The sequence below is a fragment of the Marinagarivorans cellulosilyticus genome (assembly GCF_021655555.1).
Classification (GTDB): Bacteria; Pseudomonadota; Gammaproteobacteria; order Pseudomonadales; family Cellvibrionaceae; genus Marinagarivorans; species Marinagarivorans cellulosilyticus.
Window position 1 is genome coordinate 4,756,912 of sequence record NZ_AP023086.1, and the last position, 18,725, is coordinate 4,775,636.

Here is an 18,725-nt window from a genome sequence, read left to right on the forward strand (position 1 = left end):
AGGGCTACCCAGCAAGCGGTTAAAGCATGAGGCGCGATAGCAAAGCGGTTATGCACTGGATTGCAAATCCACGTAGCCCGGTTCGACTCCGGGTCGCGCCTCCAACTTTTTGCAAGAAAAGTTAAAGCCAGCAATGGCTTAGTAGGAATCCACACCTACTCTAAAAATCCCCGATATGCCCGGGTGGTGGAATTGGTAGACACAGGAGACTTAAAATCTCCCGACCTCGCGGTCGTGCCGGTTCAAGTCCGGCCCCGGGCACCATTTTTACCTCCAAGCCTGTCCCATCGCATCCAAAATCCCCCTCCAACCCCTTAGAAATCTAGGCTCTCCGTCCACTGCCGTCCAAATCCATCCCATTGAACACTATGAACACTAGGGGTACATTTGGGGGCATGATTTTGAATTAGCTGGGGGCGCCCATACCTGCAACCAGTTCACCCACCAAATTAAGCGTGAAAAAAGCCACGCCCAGAGAAAAACTATTCAGCCATTAAGAAATATTGCTCACCTAGAGGGCTGATCGATGGTTTTCTAGGCATTCACGTGCCGAGAGTGCGGGGGTAGACTTTGCACAAAGCCGCAGGTAGCTTGAGCGGCGTAGAAAATGATAAATTAACACTAAATTTCACAGGCGGCTGATTAGTTACAACTATTCAAGCTTGGAGGCACTTAAACCAAAACCTTCAACAACCGCACATCAAATATCAACACCGCATTAGGCCCAATTTTATCGCCTACGCCTTTTTTGCCCCAAGCCAATTCAGGCGGAACTACAAATTCAAAGCGAGCGCCCTCTTGCATTAACTGCAAACCTTCACGAATACCGGGGATGGCCTCTTTCATGGAGAACTCGTCGGGCAACCCCTCTTTATAAGTATCACCAATAATTTTTCCGCCCACCAACTGAATGCGCTGGTTCACCTGAATACTATCGGTAGGAACAGGCGTTAGGCCGTCACCTTGCTCAACCACGCGATACAATAAGCCACTAGAAGTTTGTTGCACTCCCTGTTTTTGGCGGTATTTATCCATAAAGTCTTCGCTGGCCTTACGGTTTTGCCCGGAAGAACCTTTGTTCAATTGTTTTTTTGCCATTATCTCGTTTTATGTTTACCTGTTGAAGAAATGGGGAATTCACTGCTTTTGTAAAACATAGGCAGCCTTAAATGCGTTTTTAAAAATAGTAATTCTTTGTGAGCGCAAGGACGGGCAAACGCGACTATTTTACCTGCATACACACCACCCAAGGCATAAAGTACCGCCGGGCCACCAAATGGATTCAGGAGCCTCGCATTAGACCAACATACTGCCACTTGGAGGTGACTGATTAGCATGGTGCCGCATATTTTACCCCAGCAAACTAGCACGGACACCAAACAAAAAAACAACCATAAAAAAGCCCCAGCAAGCTGGGGCAATAAAGGGGAGCTAGCATTACATCAAATGGAAAAACTAATTGGCATCAACACGTTCTATACATGCCTTAAGCTCGCTGGCATATTCATTCCACTGCCAAGGCCAGCCGCCAGCATAACCATTGGCCTCCAAGGCATTGCACATATCTACACCTTCTACGCGCTTACCTAATACATCTAAAGGTTTATCGACATAAAATTCGCCAATCACAATCGGTTTGTTTACGCCCCAATAATTGGCGTCGTGATGGAAAGGCGACCACGCACCGTTGCGACCTTCGTTGTTGTAGTAATGCGGCTCGTAAAAATCGAGTACCGCCATAGCATCACCATCGGCTGCAGCGATCATGCGATCGTCGCGGTACCAATTATAACCACCGGCAACATCCGAATTATATTTGCCCATCGATTTTGAACCTGTCGTTACCAATGCCACTTCGCCATTAGCGATGGCAGTACGGTGTATAGCCGCGGCCATTTTAGCTTGCGTGCGCTGCAGTTGCTCGCGTGTGGGCACGGGGCCACCGTAGTAATCATCGGCTTGATAAAACCAGCTTTCGGTCATGTTTTCAGGTTCGTTAAATAATTCCCAAGCAATTAATTGCGGATGTTTATTTAACTCGGTCACCATGGGGATTAGCGCGTTATCGATGTACGATTGCAACACAGCATCATTAGATAGCAAACGGTAGTTATCTTGGGTAGGCGGCTGTCTGAAGGCGTTATCGCGCAGCATGTCAAACGACCACAACGCCGGAATAATATAGACGTTATATTCAGCCGCAATATCCAATGCGCGGCGTAAATCTGCGACGGCTGTCCCACCTGGGTTAGTAACCATTCGCTGGCCATTTACCGTACCCCAACCCGGCGTTGAACTACCATCGGTATGCATCCACCAACGCAAAGAATTACCACCAGTACCACTTACATCCTGCAACGCTTGGCGCAATTGCTGCTCATTAATGCCGCTGCCAAAGTCGCCAGCAAAACTAAACCACGCAATGTTAAAGCCACTGAGATATACCGCTTGGCCGTTATACATAATGCGCCCGGCAGAATTACCACCACCGGTATCTGGAATATCCAATACACAGACCCCTGGATTGGGGTCGGCCAGCCCGTCAGGCACAATACAACTCGCGTTGTTTTCCCAGCCCCAGCCGTCTAGCTCTCCAGCCTCGTTAGCATCTGTTACATCACCAGATAAACAGTAAGGCACATCACCCATGGCTATACCGCAACCATCCGCGGCAACGCTTGAAGCAGCCCCAACACTAGAAGCAACATCAGAGCTACTAGCAGGCACTTCACCACACGTACCTGGTGCCGGGTCTTGCGCACCATTAGGCACAACGCAGCTCGTGCCACTCTCCCAACCCCAACCATCGGTAATGCCCATTGCATCGGCGTCGGTAGCATCACCCATTGCGCAGTATGGCGCGCCATTAGCCGCTAGGCCACATGGGCCTAATATTGGCGCACTCGAACTGACCGCAACGCTGGATACCGCCATTGCGCTGGATGCAGGCACACTCGAAATCGAAGCTGCCGGCTGACTGGACGCTACAAGGCTGCTTTCGGCGCTAGAAACTGCTTGCACACTAGAGTTAGAAACTTCGGGCTGACCACTGCAAGCGGCCAGCAAAACAAAGGAAGACGCCAACAACCATTGCCCCCCTTTTGGGGCCAGGCGCAATAACGCGGGCTGTTGAAATAGATAAGGCATGTAACTCTCCTGTACAGTTTGGCCGCGAGCAAATAGCGCTTTAAAGTGCGGTAACATTTATACCGCAGGCTAAGAGCGCCGCTGAACCAACGCATGAATGTATTAATGACTATTTAAGGCAACACAATGGTAGCCCTTATGGTCGCACGCCCTCGCGTGGCAGATTGCGACTATAATCACGCAAAAACACAAATTAAACAAAGTTTATTTAGTAAAAAGAGACTTGCGCCTCCTTTTATCGTTACAGCTAGGTCTTCTACCCCACTCCCAAAGGGTGTTAATACCAACCCAAAGCCTATTAGCGCGTGGAGCTTAACGAAACACTACTTTAGTTTATTTAGCCGCTTTACTAACCACTAAACAGCTAATAACAGCCGCTTAACCTCGCCCAATAACACAGACTTTGTAATGATTTAACTTGCAAGCAGGCCGATTAGTGCAACGCATGCATTGCGCTAGGCGAATGCCGCCCAGTTATTTTGTTAGTACTTTTTTCTGTCATAAATAGTTTACAATTGCGCCCCTTACTTTTGCACCGTAAACAGAGGCGTACATGATTCAAGGAATCACCACTAAAACTTCCCGCTCCGAAAGCCTTACACGCGAGGAGCTGGAAGAGCAACTTAGGGAAGTAACGCAATTGTTTACACTTATTACTGAAAACAACCCTTTCGCCTACTTCTGGAAAGATCTCGACCTCGTTTACCGAGGCTGTAACCAGCGCTTTGCCAGCATTGCAGGCTTTAAAAGTACAGAAGAGGTTATCGGTAAAACAGACCGAGAAATGCCTTGGGGTATTGATGATGAAATCGGCGCCAGTATCTGCCGTAAAAGCGATATGGATGTTATTAACACAGGCAAAGAAGCCATGCGCCTGCTCGAACAAATTAACGAGGATACCCGCGAGGTTTGCTGGTCAGAAGCAAGCAAAGTCCCTATCCGCGACCCTAAAGGTAAAATTATTGGTGTGCTAGGCGTAATGCAAGATGTGAGCGCGCGTAAAGTAGCGGAAATTCGCCTAGAAGAAGCCAACAAAAAGTTAGAAGAACTCGTGCGTCTAGACCCACTTACGCATGTTTCTAACCGGCGCCACTTTACCGAAATTTGCGAATTAGAATGGTCCCGCGCTAGCCAAAACCACAGTTCTGTAGCGGTCATTTTGTTCGATGTCGACAATTTTAAACACTTCAACGATAGCTTTGGCCATCAGGCTGGCGATGATTGTTTAGAAAAGGTCGCGCAATCGGCCAGCGCGACCCTAGACAGGCCCAGCGATTTTATTGCCCGCTTTGGTGGTGAAGAATTTATTGTATTGCTGCCTGTAACCTCGATTGAAAGCGCCATGCAACTGGCCGATGAAATTCGCCAGAACATTGCAAGCATTACACTTAATTTCGACGGCACACCCACCCACGTCACCATTAGTGCTGGCGTTGCCTGTACTAATGATTGTGCCAATAGTAGCTCGGTACAGTTAATTAGCCGCGCCGATAAAGCCTTGTACCAAGCCAAACACCAAGGCAAAAACTGCGTTGTCGCTGCGCCAGCCACAAACCGTGAAGCTACGCCTGCCTAGCTTTGCAGCGCTAAAGGGTTTTACAACGCTTTAAGCGTATCGTTTTCGGCCGCCAATCGCTTTGCCCCACTCCCCCAGAATGCACAATCTGCTACAATCGCACCTAAATCAAAAAGTTTTGATATAGGTTGTTTTTTAACCACCAGATCAAGCTTACATTGGTACACACTGGCGCGGCTTTAGGCGCGCCTGCAATTGCTATATCTAGTGAATGGCGCCAATACCCTCGGCAGCCAAACTAGGCTTTTACGTTTCCAAATAGGTATTTCATGTCTTCTTCGCATGCCGAGCGCACCTCTCTTATCCAGCAAGCCCTTAAAGAGCGCATCCTTATTTTAGATGGCGCCATGGGCACAATGATCCAAGGTTACAAGCTTAAAGAAGAGGATTACCGCGGCGAGCGCTTTGCCGATTACCACCGCGATATTGCCGGTAATAACGACTTACTAACCCTAACCCAACCGCAAATTATTAAAGATATTTACCACGCCTACTTCGATGTAGGCGTGGATATTGTCGAAACCAATACGTTTAACAGTACCGAAGTTTCGCAAGCCGACTACGAAATGGAATCGTTGGTGTACGAGCTAAATCGAGAAAGCGCTCGCCTAGCGCGCGAAGTGGCGGATGAATTTACCGCCAAGCAGCCCAACAAACCGCGCTTTGTTACTGGCGTGCTTGGGCCAACCAGCCGCACTTGCTCTATTTCACCCGATGTTAACGACCCTGGTGCACGCAACGTTACCTTTGACGAACTTGTCGATAACTATACGCTGGCCACTAAAGGGCTTATCGATGGCGGCGCCGATATGCTGCTGATCGAAACTATTTTCGATACCTTAAATGCCAAAGCTGCGGTATTTGCCGTGCAAACCTATTTTGAAACCATCGGTTATGAAATCCCCATTATGATTTCAGGCACTATTACCGATGCCTCCGGCCGAACTTTATCAGGCCAAACCACCGAAGCCTTTTACAACTCGCTCGCCCACGCCAAACCTATTTCTATTGGCTTGAACTGTGCGTTAGGCGCAACAGAATTACGCCCTTACGTGCAAGAACTTTCGCGCATTGCGAATACTCACGTTTCGGCCCACCCCAATGCTGGCTTGCCAAACGAATTTGGCGAATACGATCAAACCCCACGCGAAATGGCTGCCATTGTTGAAGAGTTCGCAACCAGTGGTTTTGTGAATATTATTGGCGGCTGTTGTGGTACATCGCCAGAGCACATTCGCGCGATTGCCGAAGCCGTTGAGGGGCTAGCCCCGCGTGTAATTCCAGACATCGAACCCGCCTGCCGACTAGCCGGCTTAGAGCCTTTTAATATCACCAAAGATTCACTCTTTGTAAACGTAGGCGAGCGCTGCAATGTCACCGGTTCCGCGCGCTTTAAGCGTTTAATTATCGACGAGGATTACACCACGGCTCTAGAAGTCGCCTTGGTGCAAGTAGAAGACGGCGCGCAAATTATCGACATAAACATGGACGAAGGCATGCTCGACGCCCATGCTGCCATTAAACGGTTTTTAAACCTGATTGCTGGCGAACCCGATATTGCCCGCGTGCCGATTATGGTGGATTCCTCTAAATGGGATGTCATCGAAGAAGGCTTAAAATGCATTCAAGGCAAACCCGTTGTTAACTCTATTAGCTTAAAAGAAGGCGAAACCGAGTTTTTAGAAAAAGCCAAGCTGTGCCAAAAGTACGGTGCCGCCGTTATTGTTATGGCCTTTGATGAGGAAGGCCAAGCCGATACCGCAGCGCGCAAAAAAGAAATTTGCGCACGCAGCTATCACACATTGGTCGATAACGGCTTCCCTGCAGAAGACATTATTTTCGACCCCAACATTTTTGCTATTGCCACCGGCATAGAAGAACACAACAACTACGCCGTAGATTTTATTGAAGCGACCCAATGGATTCGCGAAAACCTGCCCTACGCAGGGGTTTCTGGCGGCGTGAGTAACGTATCGTTTTCGTTCCGCGGTAATAACCCCGTGCGCGAAGCCATTCACTCGGTCTTTTTATACCACGCCATTAAAGCCGGTATGAATATGGGCATTGTGAATGCCGGCCAGCTCGCCATTTATGATGACCTACCTGAAGAGCTGCGCGAAGCGGTTGAAGATGCCGTTAATAACCGCACCGATGCCGCCACCGAAAACATGCTAGACATCGCCGAAAAATACCGTGGTGATGGCCAAGCTGCCGCTAAAAAAGAAGATTTAGAATGGCGTAAAAACCCCGTTAAAAAACGCTTGGAATACGCACTAGTCAAAGGTATTACCGCCTTTATTGAAGAGGATACCGAGCTCGCCCGCCAAGAAAGTACCCGCCCGCTCGATGTTATTGAAGGGCCACTCATGGACGGCATGAATGTAGTGGGCGACTTGTTTGGTGAAGGCAAAATGTTTTTGCCGCAAGTGGTTAAATCGGCCCGCGTAATGAAACAGGCAGTAGCTTATTTACAACCTTTTATCGAAGCAGAAAAAACCGAAGGCAGTAAGCCAAACGGTAAAATATTAATGGCTACTGTTAAAGGCGATGTTCACGATATTGGCAAAAATATCGTGGGCGTTGTGCTGCAATGTAACAACTTCGAAATTGTCGACCTAGGCGTAATGGTGCCTTGCGAAAAAATTCTTGATGTAGCGGTTAAAGAAAACTGCGACATTATTGGCTTGTCTGGCCTTATTACACCATCACTGGACGAAATGGTTTACGTCGCCAAAGAAATGGAAGCACGCGGCATTAACAAGCCATTAATGATCGGTGGCGCCACCACATCCAAAGCCCATACAGCGGTAAAAATCGACCCCGTATTCGATTTAAACCAAGTCGTTTACGTCGCCGATGCCTCACGCGCGGTAGGCGTAGCCAGCACGTTATTGTCGGACGAAAACCGGCCGAAATTTGTTGAAGATATCCAAAGCGAATATGTAAAAGTACGCGAGCGCACAGCGAACCGTCGCGCAAGGCCACTCATTAATTACCCACAAGCTTGCCGCCAAAAATTCCAAGCTGATTGGGATAACTACCAACCGCCAGCGCCTAGCTTTTTGGGTACGCGCACCCTCACAGATTACCCGCTAGAAACCTTAGTGCCCTATATCGACTGGACGCCCTTTTTTATGACTTGGGATTTGGCCGGAAAATACCCCAATATTCTCACCGATAAAGTCGTAGGCGAAGCCGCAACCAACCTTTTTAACGATGCCAAAGCACTACTTAAAACATTGGTCGAGAAAAAACTGTTAAAAGCGAGCGGCATTTTTGGTTTTTGGAAAGCCAATAGCACAGAGCACGACAGCGTTATTATTAAAGACCAAAACGACCACGAAATTTCGCGCCTGCACCACTTGCGCCAACAGCAAGATAAAAACGCCGCTACCGATACTTTGTATTCGCTTGCCGACTTTGTTGCACCGGTTGAAACAGGCCTAGACGATTATATGGGTGGCTTTGTGGTTACCGCCGGTATCGGCGCAGAAGAGCTGGCCAAAGAATACGAAGCCAAGGGTGACGATTACAATGCCATTATGGTTAAAGCCCTTGCCGACCGCCTTGCCGAGGCCTTTGCCGAGCATTTACACGAAGTGGTTCGAAAGGAACATTGGGGTTACGCTAAAGATGAACAGTTAGATAATGATGCGCTCATCAAAGAAAAATACACTGGCATACGCCCAGCCCCAGGCTACCCAGCCTGCCCCGACCACACTGAAAAAACGCAGCTTTTTAGCCTGTTAAATGCAACAGCAGAAACCGGCGTTACCCTCACAGAACACTTTGCCATGTTCCCTGCTGCGGCGGTATCGGGTTGGTATTTCGCCCACCCAGACTCAAAGTATTTTGGTGTGGGTAAAATCGGACGAGACCAAGTAGAAGACATAGCCAAACGCAAAGGTTGGGATATGAAAACCGCAGAGCGCTGGTTACAGCCTAATTTGGGGTATTAATATACCGTAAGTGAAACTTATGCCGCCTGGCAATGCTAGCGTGGCATAAGTCACTCGTTATCATTCCTGTTTTACTGAATCCGCTCTTAAATAGACCTGCAGGTAAACTAACGGCTCTGGCAATCGAGGACTTGACACCTTGACTGCCATCGTTAATTCATCACCATCGTGCGACAAAGAAAACGTGATTTTTTTTTGGCCGTCCTCGCCCTGAAAAGTTTCCACCAACTTCCCAGATACAAACTGATGACTTACTTGAAGTTTCTCACCATCTTCACGCTGCCATGGCACCGATCTGCCATCGATAGGCGCCTCGACCGGCTTAGCCCCGTTGGAGCCATAAGTAATACTGGCAACCGATGCACCTAACGCAATCACGAGCTTGTGATGCATTGTGTTGGTTTTAAGGAGCCGCTTTCTAGCAAGAGGCCTAATAAAGAAAGACGTATGGGAAACACAGTTTTCCACTGCTGTAGAAATGTCTGCACTGCTATTTTTATCAAGGAGCCATTGGCCAGAAAAACCTGACGCAGGCGCCTCCAACGCAAAAGCATGCATTGTTAAAAAAAGAAAGAGTACACCGCAGCAACCTTTAAATATTACCCTCTCCTTCAAATACATTTGCAAGTTGCTTTTTGGTTTTGCCTTGACTTTGTGCTGCTAACCAACGCCATTAATGGTCCAATACATCTGCCGAGTTTTTTACACAATTTCGGCCGCTATTTTTTGCCCGGTAAAGAGCCATATCAGCCGAATCTAAATACCCTAGCGGCGCTTCTCCAGACCTAGGGACAGAAGCCGAAACACCAAGGCTTACGGTGATAACTAAGGGGCCAACACTGGTAAATATTGGCTCAGACGCCACACAAATGCGAATGCGCTCGGCAATATCTAAGGCATCGTCCATCGTGGTCTCTGGCAATATGATGCAGAACTCCTCGCCACCATAGCGTGCGATGATATCGCCAGGTAAACACACATGCTGCTGCAACCGTTTAGTCACCATTTTAAGACACTCATCGCCTACTAAATGTCCATGGGTATCATTGATAGCTTTGAAGTGATCCACATCGATCAATAAAACAGCCATGTTGTGTTTGCGACGCAATGAAGACAAGAATATTTTTTCTAATGCGCCATCAAGAAAGCGACGATTATATATACCCAATAGCTGGTCGGTGTCGCTCAACTCTTTTAACTTTTGATTAGCGACTTCTAAATCTTGGGTGCGTTGTTCTACTCGTCGCTCAAGCGTTTCGTTGGCTTTCTTTTGAATTAATAAGGCTTCTCGTTCGGCTTCAAGGCGCAAAGCCCGTTCCTTATTAAAGCGGTCGGCCAATGCAAGTGAAAATAGCAGCACATCCAATAAAGAACCAATTTGAATGGCAAACCTAGTCCATAAATTTAACGGTAAAAAGTGAAATTTATTTAATGCCATCACAACGCCACCAGCTAAGAATACAGACCAAGCCAACATATAATAACGGGCCGATGTATTACCTTGTAACCAAGAAGCTATTGCGCATAAAAACCCCCAAAAACAAGACACCACCGCAACAGGAATAATCACACGAATAGCCACATCATAAGGAACATATAATATAAATGCACCCACTAGCGAAACTAAAAGAATACCGGCTATTTGTGCAAATCGAAGAAAAGGCGATATAGCATAAACATTAAGAAAGCTGCCGGTAAATATCCACGAGGAAATTAAAATAAAAGCAAGAAAAATAAGAGCCGACTTATCATTCCAAGCAATAGCTTCAGGCCATAAATATTGATAGCCCCAACCGTGCAAACAAAACACAAAAAACATTACACTAAAAATGTTTGCGACATAATAAAGGTAGTCACGGCTGCGCAACACCAGAAACATCAAAAAATTATATAAGGCAATAATTAGCAAGCCACCAACCCATATACCCTCCAATAAAGTATGCGCAACATCAATTTCTCGAAACATCGAATCTGATGCTAACATCATCGGCAGCTGAACAGAGCTACTGGTTTTCAGTCGAATATAAAAAGTGGCTTGCTCGAACTTTTTCAGCTTTAAAGGAACAACAAAATGGCGGTGATTTACCGGTCTATGTCCAAAAGGCAGCTGATCGCCCATAAAATATTCTTTTACATCGCCATCCGGTGAAACAACATACACATCAATATTATCAAGAACAGCATAAGCAATTTCTAGCAGCCATGAACTTTTATACTGCGTATTGACGACAGTAAAACGTAACCACCAAGAAGATTTGTTATACCCCTGATTAAAAACACCCTCAGTATTAATTTTCCAACCCAAAGAAGGTTTTTGCACATCAGCGAATGTCAGCACGCCTTCGGGGTCTTCGATAAAAGAAACCCCTGGGCCGACAGCCGTTTTTTCAGTCGAGTCTGTTTTAATTAGTGCAACCGTATCGCCCCACGCAGGCAACGCAAAAGCAAGAAAAGCCAACAAAAAGGCAGCAGCATAAGGCTTCAAACCACTCGACAATGAGCGAGACGCACAAAAAAAGTCATATACTATGATTAACAGCTTAGCATTAAGGCAACGAAACACCATATTCAACCCGACCACCTAATTCCCATAAAAGTATAGATGAATATCAGCAGTAGACTAATGGATAAGGCGTAGGCAAATACCAGCGAACATTGCGATATGTGAGGTGCACTACAATATGGGGACAAACATTTGACGCTTTGGTATTGCAATGGCTTAGACAATAAAGATATTAAATAATATTGACGGTGCGCAAGCTAGGTATTTATGCACCCAATATTTGCGGCTCTCGCTCTAGCTGCACATCAAAACGCTGCCGCACAGTCGCAGCGATTTCTTCACTCGCATTGATAACGGCACTTAGCTCAAGTCTTTTAGGGTTAGTTAAAACCAGCGCCTGCTTGGCATGAACAACAAGACCGTGAACTTGGCAACCTTTTAAACCGCACTGGTCAATTAACCAAGCCGCAGGGATTTTGGCACAACCGTTAGGCTGAGGATAAAAGGGAATACTAGGAGATTTTTTTTGCAACCGGGTTAATTGCGATAAAGAAACTACCGGGTTTTTAAAAAAACTGCCGCTATTGGGAATAGCGCCAGGGTTAGGTAGCTTAGCGTTACGCTGCTTGCAAACGGCATCAAAAACAGCTTTTGGTGTAACTGGCCCTGCACTATTCGCAAAGTACTCGGCTAAGGGTTTGTAGTGGATTACTGGCGAAGGCTCCAAGCTAAGCTTTAATGTTACCGCAGTAATAATGGCCTGCCCTTTTAAACGCTGTTTAAAAACACTCTCCCTGTAACCTAATTCACACGCTTCAGCGCTAAAGGTTTTAAAGCTATGAGTTTGTAAATCAAACCATTTTACTGAATCCAGTACGTCACTTAACTCTACACCGTAAGCACCAATATTTTGAATTGGCGCAGCACCAACACAACCAGGAATAAGCGCAAGATTCTCTATACCGTAATAACCTTGCCCCAGTGTCCACTCAACAAGCTGATGCCAATTTTCACCAGCGCCTACCGTTAACAAAACCTGCCCTTTTTTGTGCTGAATATCGCTGAATATGCCTTTTATTAAAGGGCGCAGCACTAAACCTTGTATAAGCGGGGGGCACAAGACATTACTGCCGCCACCCAGAACATGTAAAGACAAGTGTTGAGCTTGTGCAGCCTTAATAGCCGAGACTAAGGCATCTTCAGCCGAGACCTCTGCATAATGCTCAGCAACACAGGGCATAGCCATTGTATTTAAATGGCTAATATCTAAATGACTTTGCCAGTCGGTTATAGGCATACGTAAAATGAGCTTTGCATATAAAGAGGTTTACATTTTCTTTTGCAATAAAAATTCAAGCAAACCTTCGCTAGCATCTTCGACTAAATCCAGCACATGCTCAAAACCAGCATCGCCACCATGGTAGGGGTCGGGCACTTCAGATTCTGCTGCCTTAGCAAAGTCTAAAAACAGCCCTAAATGGCCAGTAAAATGGCTTGGGCATAACTCGCGCAAGTCTTGCAGGTTGCTATTATCCATCGCCAAAATAACATCGAATTCGTCAAAATCTTCAACAATAGCTTGCCGCGCCCGCAAGTGCTTTATTTCAAAACCACGCTTACGCGCAAATGCCATACTGCGGCTATCTGGTGGATTGCCAGTATGCCAAGCAGCCGTACCGGCAGAATCTACAACAATTCGATCACTTAACCCACGCGTTTTAACTAATGCTTCGAAAATTCCATGCGCCGTTGGCGACCTGCAAATATTGCCCAAACACACAAAAAGTACTTTAATTGCCATAGTTTTATCTCTTCTATTTGGGCTCTAGCAAAGCTTTTATTCGCTTTACGTCTTCATCTGTATCGACCCCTGCCGGCACCTCTTGGCAAGCTAGTTCAACATGTATGCGCTGGCCGTTCGCCAAAATACGTAATTGCTCAAGCTTTTCTATGCCTTCTAGTGTGGCCATGGGCCATTGCACAAATTGATGCAACAAACCTACTTTATAACCATAAATGCCAATATGGCGCATAGCACCAGCGGCAGTGATATCGGCTTGCTGCTGAAAACTATCGCGGTGCCAGGGGATGGGCGCGCGTGAAAAATACAATGCTAACCCTTGCTGGTCGGCCACTACCTTGACGGCATTAGGGTCGAACATTTGCGCTTCACTTTGTACTGGCCACGCCAAAGTCGATGCACTGGCCGTTGTATTTTGCGCTAAATTATTAGCCACCTGGTCAATAACCGCCGGCGGGATTAAAGGCTCGTCCCCTTGCACATTGACAATAATTTGGTCGTCAGCCCAACCATAATATTGCGCTACCTCTTGTAACCGATCGGTGCCCGATTCATGGTCAGCGCGGGTCATACACACATTGCCACCAAAAGCTTGAACCGCCGCCTCAATACCAACATCATCGGTGGCGATAACAACTTTTTGGGCACCGCTTGCGCAAGCCGCACGGTAAACATGCTCGATCATAGGCTTGCCAGCAAATTCAATTAACGGTTTGCCTTTTAATCGGGTTGACGCATAGCGGGCGGGAATAACAACGATAAAACTCACAATAGCTCCGTTACTCGGCTTGTGCTGAATAGTTAATGCAGTGCGACAATATGCGAACAGTTAGGGCTTCGGGCAGTATTGCTTCCACCTCTAAATACCACCAATTGGCCTCAGCTAAGGCTCGGCATTTAACGGCATCTTTCGCCGTCATCACGACTGGGCGGCCGTTAACTAGGGCAAAATCTTCACTGCTGTAGCGATGGTGGTCATCAAAGCTTTGCGCTTCAAAAAAGACACCCATCTGCTCTAATGTATTAAAAAAGCGCTTGGGGTTGCCAATGCCAGCCACCGCAACCACCCGCTGATTTGCTCCGGTTTCACCACGCCAAGGCAGGGCATCTACCGGCACTCGCGTACCCTTTTTAACATTAACCCAAGCAGCCGGCTGCAGCACCATTGCGCTATCGTCATAGGCAACCTCTTTAAGGCTACGGCTAGAATGATTATTGAGTACAAAGTCTACCGAACTTAATCGCTCGGGCGATTCGCGCAGCGGCCCAACAGGAAAACACCAACCATTACCGATTCCGCGTTGGCTATCTTGCACCACCAACTCAAAGCTGCGGGCCATCGCGTAGTGCTGCAAACCGTCATCACTTAATATCACATTACAGCCATACTGCTCAGCGGCCTTTACAGCGGCAACGCGATCTTTGGCGATCCAAACGGGGCACTCAGCATGAGAAGCAATTAACACAGGCTCATCACCAAAGGTATTGGCATCGGCATCTGGCGGGACTAATACGGGGGATTTAATAGTATCGGGTAACTTAGCGCCATAGCCGCGCATAACGACGCCAGGGCGAAATTCAGAATCTTTTAACAATTGGATTAACGCCAGAATCACAGGCGTTTTACCGGTACCACCCACCGCAATATTACCCACCACTATCACCGGGCAATTGGCCTTGTAAGCTTTGGCTTGCAACTGCTTTTTTCGGCGAAGGCTTAACACAGAAAACACCGCGCTCAGCGGCGCTAAGGCCAATAGCCACGTCGGTTTTCCATACCATTGTTTTTCTATGCTGTGTTTTAAACTCAAAGCGAAGCTACACCTTGTTATCGTCGAAATTTTCGCGCGACGGTAGAAATTTAGGGGAAATCATACCTCGATTTCAATCGCACACACTGAAATAAAATACGCCACATAAAGTGGCGTATTTTAAAGTGCGCGGCAGGTATTAAGTGCCGTCAGGCCTTTTGGTGGTCATGGTGATATTCACAAAACCCAAGCGCCCAGCAACATCCATCGCCATAACAACCGATTGGTAAGAAACATTGGCATCAGCAGTAATCACAAAAGGAATTTTATCCTTTTCTAAGCCTTTACCAACAACCTCTAAGCCAGTCATTAAGGTTTCTAATTTGGTATTCACCAACGGTTTGCCGTTAATTGCATAACCGCCATCGGCATTGATAAGCACTTCAATTTTATCAACAAGTTCTGGCAGTGGTTCGCCTTCGGCTTGCGGTAAATCTAGTTTTAAGTGTGTCTCCTTCGTAAAGGTTGTAGACACCATAAAAAAGATTAACAGCAAAAACACCACATCGATCAGCGGCGTGAGGTTTATATCCTCTTGCGAATTCGTCTGTCTTCGAAATTGCATATGTAGCCTCGATTACGCTTGCTTTAAGTCAACGCGACGGTCGTTATGCAATACGTCTACGAGTTTTACAGCATCTTGCTCCATGGTAATAACCAATGCATCAAGGCGCCGCAAGAAAAAACGGTGGCTAATCATGGCGGGAATAGCAACGCCCAAGCCCGCAGCAGTTGTTAACAACGCTTGCGAAATACCACCGGCTAATACGCCTGCGTTACCAGTACCTTCTAGCATAATCGCGGCAAAAACCTTAATCATACCCAGTACCGTACCGAGCAAACCTAACAAAGGGGTTACTGCTGCAATAGTGCCCAATATGGCTAAATAGCGTTCCAGCTCATGAATCACTTGGCTGGCAGCCTCTTGAATGCTGTCTTTCATCACTTCGCGACCATGCCGCGAATTGGTTAAACCAGCCGCTAAAACACGACCCAGCGGGGAAGATTTTCTAAGCTCTTTTAGCTGCTCAGAACTCATGTTGTTATTTTGTATTTGAGTCCAAACATCGCCCAATTGGTTGCGTGGCGCGATTTTATTGGGGTTAAGCGTCCAAAAACGCTCAACTGATATTGCGATAACAGCTACGGAACACAGCGCCAGCGGGAACATAAGCCAGCCGCCTGCAGCAAAGATATTTTCCACCAGTATCTCCTGAAGGTCTTGTCATTATTGGTCGCGTATCATACCCGATTTTTCACGCGAAGTTAGTGCGCAGTTTAGCGCGTAAATCCTCAGCGAAGTATAGTCGTCATTTGTAAAGATCGCGCCACTACCGCATGCATTAACACGCCCGCACAAAGCTCTTAAGCTAGCCGTATTTTTATACTCAGCGCCACACCTTGGGCCGACTTAAACGCTCAGCCTTAACGACAATGCCTTCCCCCTCTAAAGTAACGTTAATAGCACCGTGTTGCGCAGTAGTCCACACTGCAGCTCCTATCGCTTCATAACGTTCCAATACCGTTTTATGCGGGTGCCCATAGCGGTTTTTATAACCGGCACTAACAATAATATGCTGCGGGCGCAGCCATTCTAAAAATACCCGCGATGACGATGTTTTACTGCCATGGTGCGGCGCAATAAGGACATCGATATCTTTTAAGGACGGCTCTTTTAACAAATGCTGCTCAACACTGCGATCAATATCGCCCGGCAACAAAAAGCGTTTACCGCGATATTCAACCAATAATACGCACGAGCGGTTATTACTGTTTTTAGTCGCAGCAAACGGTGTAACTACGCCGTTGCCACCACTTCGCTTAGGCGGCCATAAAACGCTAAAGTCAGCGCCGCCATATTGCCAGCGCTGCCCTGCCACACACGCAATAGCACCATGCGGCAAAGCGGGAAACGCCTCACCAAACCACACCTTATCGGGCGGGAGCTGCTTAAAAATAGCCGCTGCGCCGCCGCGGTGATCAGCATCGGCATGGCTCACCATCACCGACAAGGGCGCAGCCCCACGCCCTCGCAAGTAAGGCACAACAATATGACTGCCAGCATTAAAGCGATCACTAAAAGCAGCGCCTGTATCATAAAGTAGAGCGCCATAGGGCTGGTGAACAACCACCGCCAGCCCCTGCCCCACATCTAACGCGACTAACTCAAAAGGCGTTTGGTTTGGACGCAAACCCAACACCAGTAAAGCCAATAAACCACAAGCGCCCAAGCGCATCCCTAAAGTTGCCGGCGACAAAACCATCGCACAAGCTAATACGGCCACAACAATACCCATCCCTTGGATGTTAGTCGCCGGCCAAAAAAGAGCGTGCGGCAAACCGGCCAGGCTCACCAAACCAGACCACAAAAGATTAAACGTCCACGCCAGCGCAGCTAAGGCCAGCTCACTAACGGGCGTAAAACTTAAGGGGATCCAAAGCAGCAACACAGGTACAAAAAACAAAGCCACCAATGGCACAGCAATAAAGTTGGCGACAGGCGACAAGGCGCTAGCAGGAAATCCAAGCAACCACAAAGGCACGCAAAGCCCAATAGACAATAAGCACTGCACCTTTAAAGCCACAATGGCCCGCCGCCAAAAGCGCGAATACCCTTTACCCACCTCACGATAACCCACCGAGCCGTCGTATTTGGCTAACAAAAAAGCAACAGCAATAAACGACAACCAAAAACCGGACTGCAGCCAAGCCAGCGTCTCCCCCATAGAAACCAGCAACAGCGCCAACGCCAGCAAAGCCCAGCGGGAATAGCGCCCCCCCGTAGCCCACAATACATTCACCAATATCACCGCAATGAGCGCGCGCTGGGTAGGCACAGAAAACCCTGCCAGCAAGGCATACCCCAGCGCGAAAGCAATGGCTACTATCGGCGGGCCTATCCGGTATACCCAGGCCGAACACACCCACCTCGCCCGCAAAGCCGTGCGCACAACACCAGCACCTAAAGCAAAACCCAAAAGGCCCACCAAGCCCACATGCAAACCTGAAATAGCCATCAAGTGCACGGTACCGGTAGCCTGCAGCACCTGCCAATCATCCGCTGTAAGCGCCTGCCTATCCCCCATTAACAAAGCCAAAAAAAAGCGATGGGCCGGTTCACTTGCAATACTAGACATGGAAATTTGAAGGTGCGTACGCAGCAACTGCAGCAACGAAGGAGCAGCCTGCGCCAACAAGGTAGCCTCGGCGGTAGCCGCTACATAACCGGTGGCCTGATACCCCTGCCCGAGCAACCACGCGCCATAATCAAAACCACCGGGGTTAATCATGCCGCGAGGGCGACGCACCACCACTTCGGCCTGCCATTGCTGCCCCACCGCAAGATCGGGCGGAGGCGAATACCAAGCTAGGCGCAAATGCTTGCCAAGCAGCGAATACGGTTTAGATAAGGTCGCGGTGCCGTTAGCATCGGCACTGCTGACCACCGTAGCCGATAACTGAGTGCGCAAGGGCGACACAACTTGAAGGTTATCGATACGAATAATGAGCGCAATTTTGGTTTTGTCTAGGGCGGTAGGCAACTGGGCCGCCACTAAGCTTTCGAGCCGCCAAGTCCCTATCGCTGCGCAACAAGTAAAAATCGCCAACCACAGACTTAGGCTGCGCGCCCACTCTAATAGGTAAAAACCGCGCCCTGCCCCTACTTTTGGGCTGCGCCGCCAATGATGCAATACAGCAACTACGGCCAAAAAAAACATGGCTAGCCACCACCAATACCTTAGCGGCTCCGCATACAACACCACATGCCCCATGCCTGCGGCACCAGCAATTACCTTATACACAAACTACACTCCGTTGTACCAACACCCCATACAAGCAACGACTAGCATTAACTAAAAGCTAGTAGGTACTGCGCTTTAGCGGCATAATGGCGCTCCTACTGGAGGGCTATCGCACGCCTCATCTA

The 18,725-nt window shown here is 47.9% G+C and carries 13 protein-coding genes and 2 tRNA genes; 4 read left to right on the top strand and 11 right to left on the bottom strand.

What is annotated here, in order from left to right:
• Window positions 1-30 precede the first annotated feature (30 nt).
• Both MARGE09_RS19460 and MARGE09_RS19465 read left to right on the top strand, forming a co-directional pair.
• Window positions 31-104 (top strand) — tRNA-Cys (locus MARGE09_RS19460).
• Between the two features lie 73 nt (window positions 105-177).
• A tRNA-Leu gene (locus MARGE09_RS19465) sits at window positions 178-264 on the top strand.
• A gap of 408 nt (window positions 265-672) precedes the next feature.
• On the opposite strand, the gene MARGE09_RS19470 is transcribed toward MARGE09_RS19465, so the two are convergent.
• The gene (locus MARGE09_RS19470; RefSeq protein ID WP_236984806.1) at window positions 673-1,098 is read right to left on the bottom strand and encodes an FKBP-type peptidyl-prolyl cis-trans isomerase; all 426 of its coding nucleotides are present in this window, start codon (window positions 1,096-1,098) and stop codon (window positions 673-675) included.
• 357 nt (window positions 1,099-1,455) lie between these two features.
• Complete coding sequence (locus tag MARGE09_RS19475; protein WP_236984807.1) at window positions 1,456-3,147, bottom strand: cellulase family glycosylhydrolase; 1,692 nt, start codon at window positions 3,145-3,147, stop codon at window positions 1,456-1,458.
• A 553-nt stretch (window positions 3,148-3,700) separates the two neighbouring features.
• Between MARGE09_RS19475 and MARGE09_RS19480 the strand changes: the two genes are divergently transcribed.
• Window positions 3,701-4,723 carry a sensor domain-containing diguanylate cyclase gene (locus MARGE09_RS19480; RefSeq protein WP_236984808.1) on the top strand — a complete coding sequence of 341 codons (1,023 nt, stop codon included), beginning with the start codon at window positions 3,701-3,703 and terminating at the stop codon, window positions 4,721-4,723.
• 269 nt (window positions 4,724-4,992) lie between these two features.
• Window positions 4,993-8,682 (top strand): methionine synthase, encoded by a 3,690-nt coding sequence (gene metH / locus MARGE09_RS19485; RefSeq protein ID WP_236984809.1) that lies wholly within the window; start codon window positions 4,993-4,995, stop codon window positions 8,680-8,682.
• A 60-nt stretch (window positions 8,683-8,742) separates the two neighbouring features.
• On the opposite strand, the gene MARGE09_RS19490 is transcribed toward metH, so the two are convergent.
• The 9 genes from MARGE09_RS19490 to MARGE09_RS19530 all read right to left on the bottom strand — a co-directional run bounded on the left by MARGE09_RS19490 (window position 8,743) and on the right by MARGE09_RS19530 (window position 18,600).
• Window positions 8,743-9,303: a hypothetical protein gene (locus MARGE09_RS19490; RefSeq protein ID WP_236984810.1), complete on the bottom strand. Its 561-nt coding sequence runs from the start codon at window positions 9,301-9,303 to the stop codon at window positions 8,743-8,745.
• 52 nt (window positions 9,304-9,355) lie between these two features.
• Window positions 9,356-11,167, bottom strand: coding sequence for a sensor domain-containing diguanylate cyclase (locus MARGE09_RS19495; protein WP_236984811.1), 1,812 nt, complete (start codon window positions 11,165-11,167; stop codon window positions 9,356-9,358).
• Window positions 11,168-11,450: 283 nt separating this feature from the next.
• On the bottom strand, window positions 11,451-12,482 hold the full coding sequence (gene murB, locus MARGE09_RS19500; protein ID WP_236984812.1) for a UDP-N-acetylmuramate dehydrogenase: 1,032 nt from the start codon (window positions 12,480-12,482) through the stop codon (window positions 11,451-11,453).
• Window positions 12,483-12,512: 30 nt separating this feature from the next.
• Entirely contained in the window at window positions 12,513-12,986 is a 474-nt protein-coding gene (locus tag MARGE09_RS19505) for a low molecular weight protein-tyrosine-phosphatase (protein ID WP_236984813.1), read from the bottom strand.
• A 13-nt stretch (window positions 12,987-12,999) separates the two neighbouring features.
• Window positions 13,000-13,755 carry a 3-deoxy-manno-octulosonate cytidylyltransferase gene (gene kdsB, locus MARGE09_RS19510; RefSeq protein WP_236984814.1) on the bottom strand — a complete coding sequence of 252 codons (756 nt, stop codon included), beginning with the start codon at window positions 13,753-13,755 and terminating at the stop codon, window positions 13,000-13,002.
• Between the two features lie 10 nt (window positions 13,756-13,765).
• Complete coding sequence (lpxK, locus tag MARGE09_RS19515) at window positions 13,766-14,797, bottom strand: tetraacyldisaccharide 4'-kinase (protein ID WP_236984815.1); 1,032 nt, start codon at window positions 14,795-14,797, stop codon at window positions 13,766-13,768.
• Between the two features lie 139 nt (window positions 14,798-14,936).
• Window positions 14,937-15,362, bottom strand: a complete 426-nt coding sequence (locus MARGE09_RS19520) for an ExbD/TolR family protein (protein WP_236984816.1) — start codon at window positions 15,360-15,362, stop codon at window positions 14,937-14,939.
• A 12-nt stretch (window positions 15,363-15,374) separates the two neighbouring features.
• Window positions 15,375-15,968, bottom strand: coding sequence for a MotA/TolQ/ExbB proton channel family protein (locus MARGE09_RS19525; RefSeq protein WP_420828107.1), 594 nt, complete (start codon window positions 15,966-15,968; stop codon window positions 15,375-15,377).
• Window positions 15,969-16,185: 217 nt separating this feature from the next.
• A complete protein-coding gene (locus MARGE09_RS19530; protein WP_236984818.1) occupies window positions 16,186-18,600 on the bottom strand; it encodes a DNA internalization-related competence protein ComEC/Rec2 in 2,415 nt (804 codons plus the stop codon).
• Window positions 18,601-18,725 lie beyond the last annotated feature (125 nt).

What these genes read in the sequence shown, in the direction of transcription:
- MARGE09_RS19470 (WP_236984806.1), bottom strand. Translation starts at nt 1,098, where the DNA reads ATGGCAAAAAAACAATTGAACAAAGGTTCTTCCGGGCAAAACCGTAAG.
- MARGE09_RS19475 (WP_236984807.1), bottom strand. Translation starts at nt 3,147, where the DNA reads ATGCCTTATCTATTTCAACAGCCCGCGTTATTGCGCCTGGCCCCAAAA.
- MARGE09_RS19480 (WP_236984808.1), top strand. Translation starts at nt 3,701, where the DNA reads ATGATTCAAGGAATCACCACTAAAACTTCCCGCTCCGAAAGCCTTACA.
- metH (WP_236984809.1), top strand. Translation starts at nt 4,993, where the DNA reads ATGTCTTCTTCGCATGCCGAGCGCACCTCTCTTATCCAGCAAGCCCTT.
- MARGE09_RS19490 (WP_236984810.1), bottom strand. Translation starts at nt 9,303, where the DNA reads ATGTATTTGAAGGAGAGGGTAATATTTAAAGGTTGCTGCGGTGTACTC.
- murB (WP_236984812.1), bottom strand. Translation starts at nt 12,482, where the DNA reads ATGCCTATAACCGACTGGCAAAGTCATTTAGATATTAGCCATTTAAAT.
- MARGE09_RS19505 (WP_236984813.1), bottom strand. Translation starts at nt 12,986, where the DNA reads ATGGCAATTAAAGTACTTTTTGTGTGTTTGGGCAATATTTGCAGGTCG.
- MARGE09_RS19520 (WP_236984816.1), bottom strand. Translation starts at nt 15,362, where the DNA reads ATGCAATTTCGAAGACAGACGAATTCGCAAGAGGATATAAACCTCACG.
- MARGE09_RS19525 (WP_420828107.1), bottom strand. Translation starts at nt 15,968, where the DNA reads ATGTTCCCGCTGGCGCTGTGTTCCGTAGCTGTTATCGCAATATCAGTT.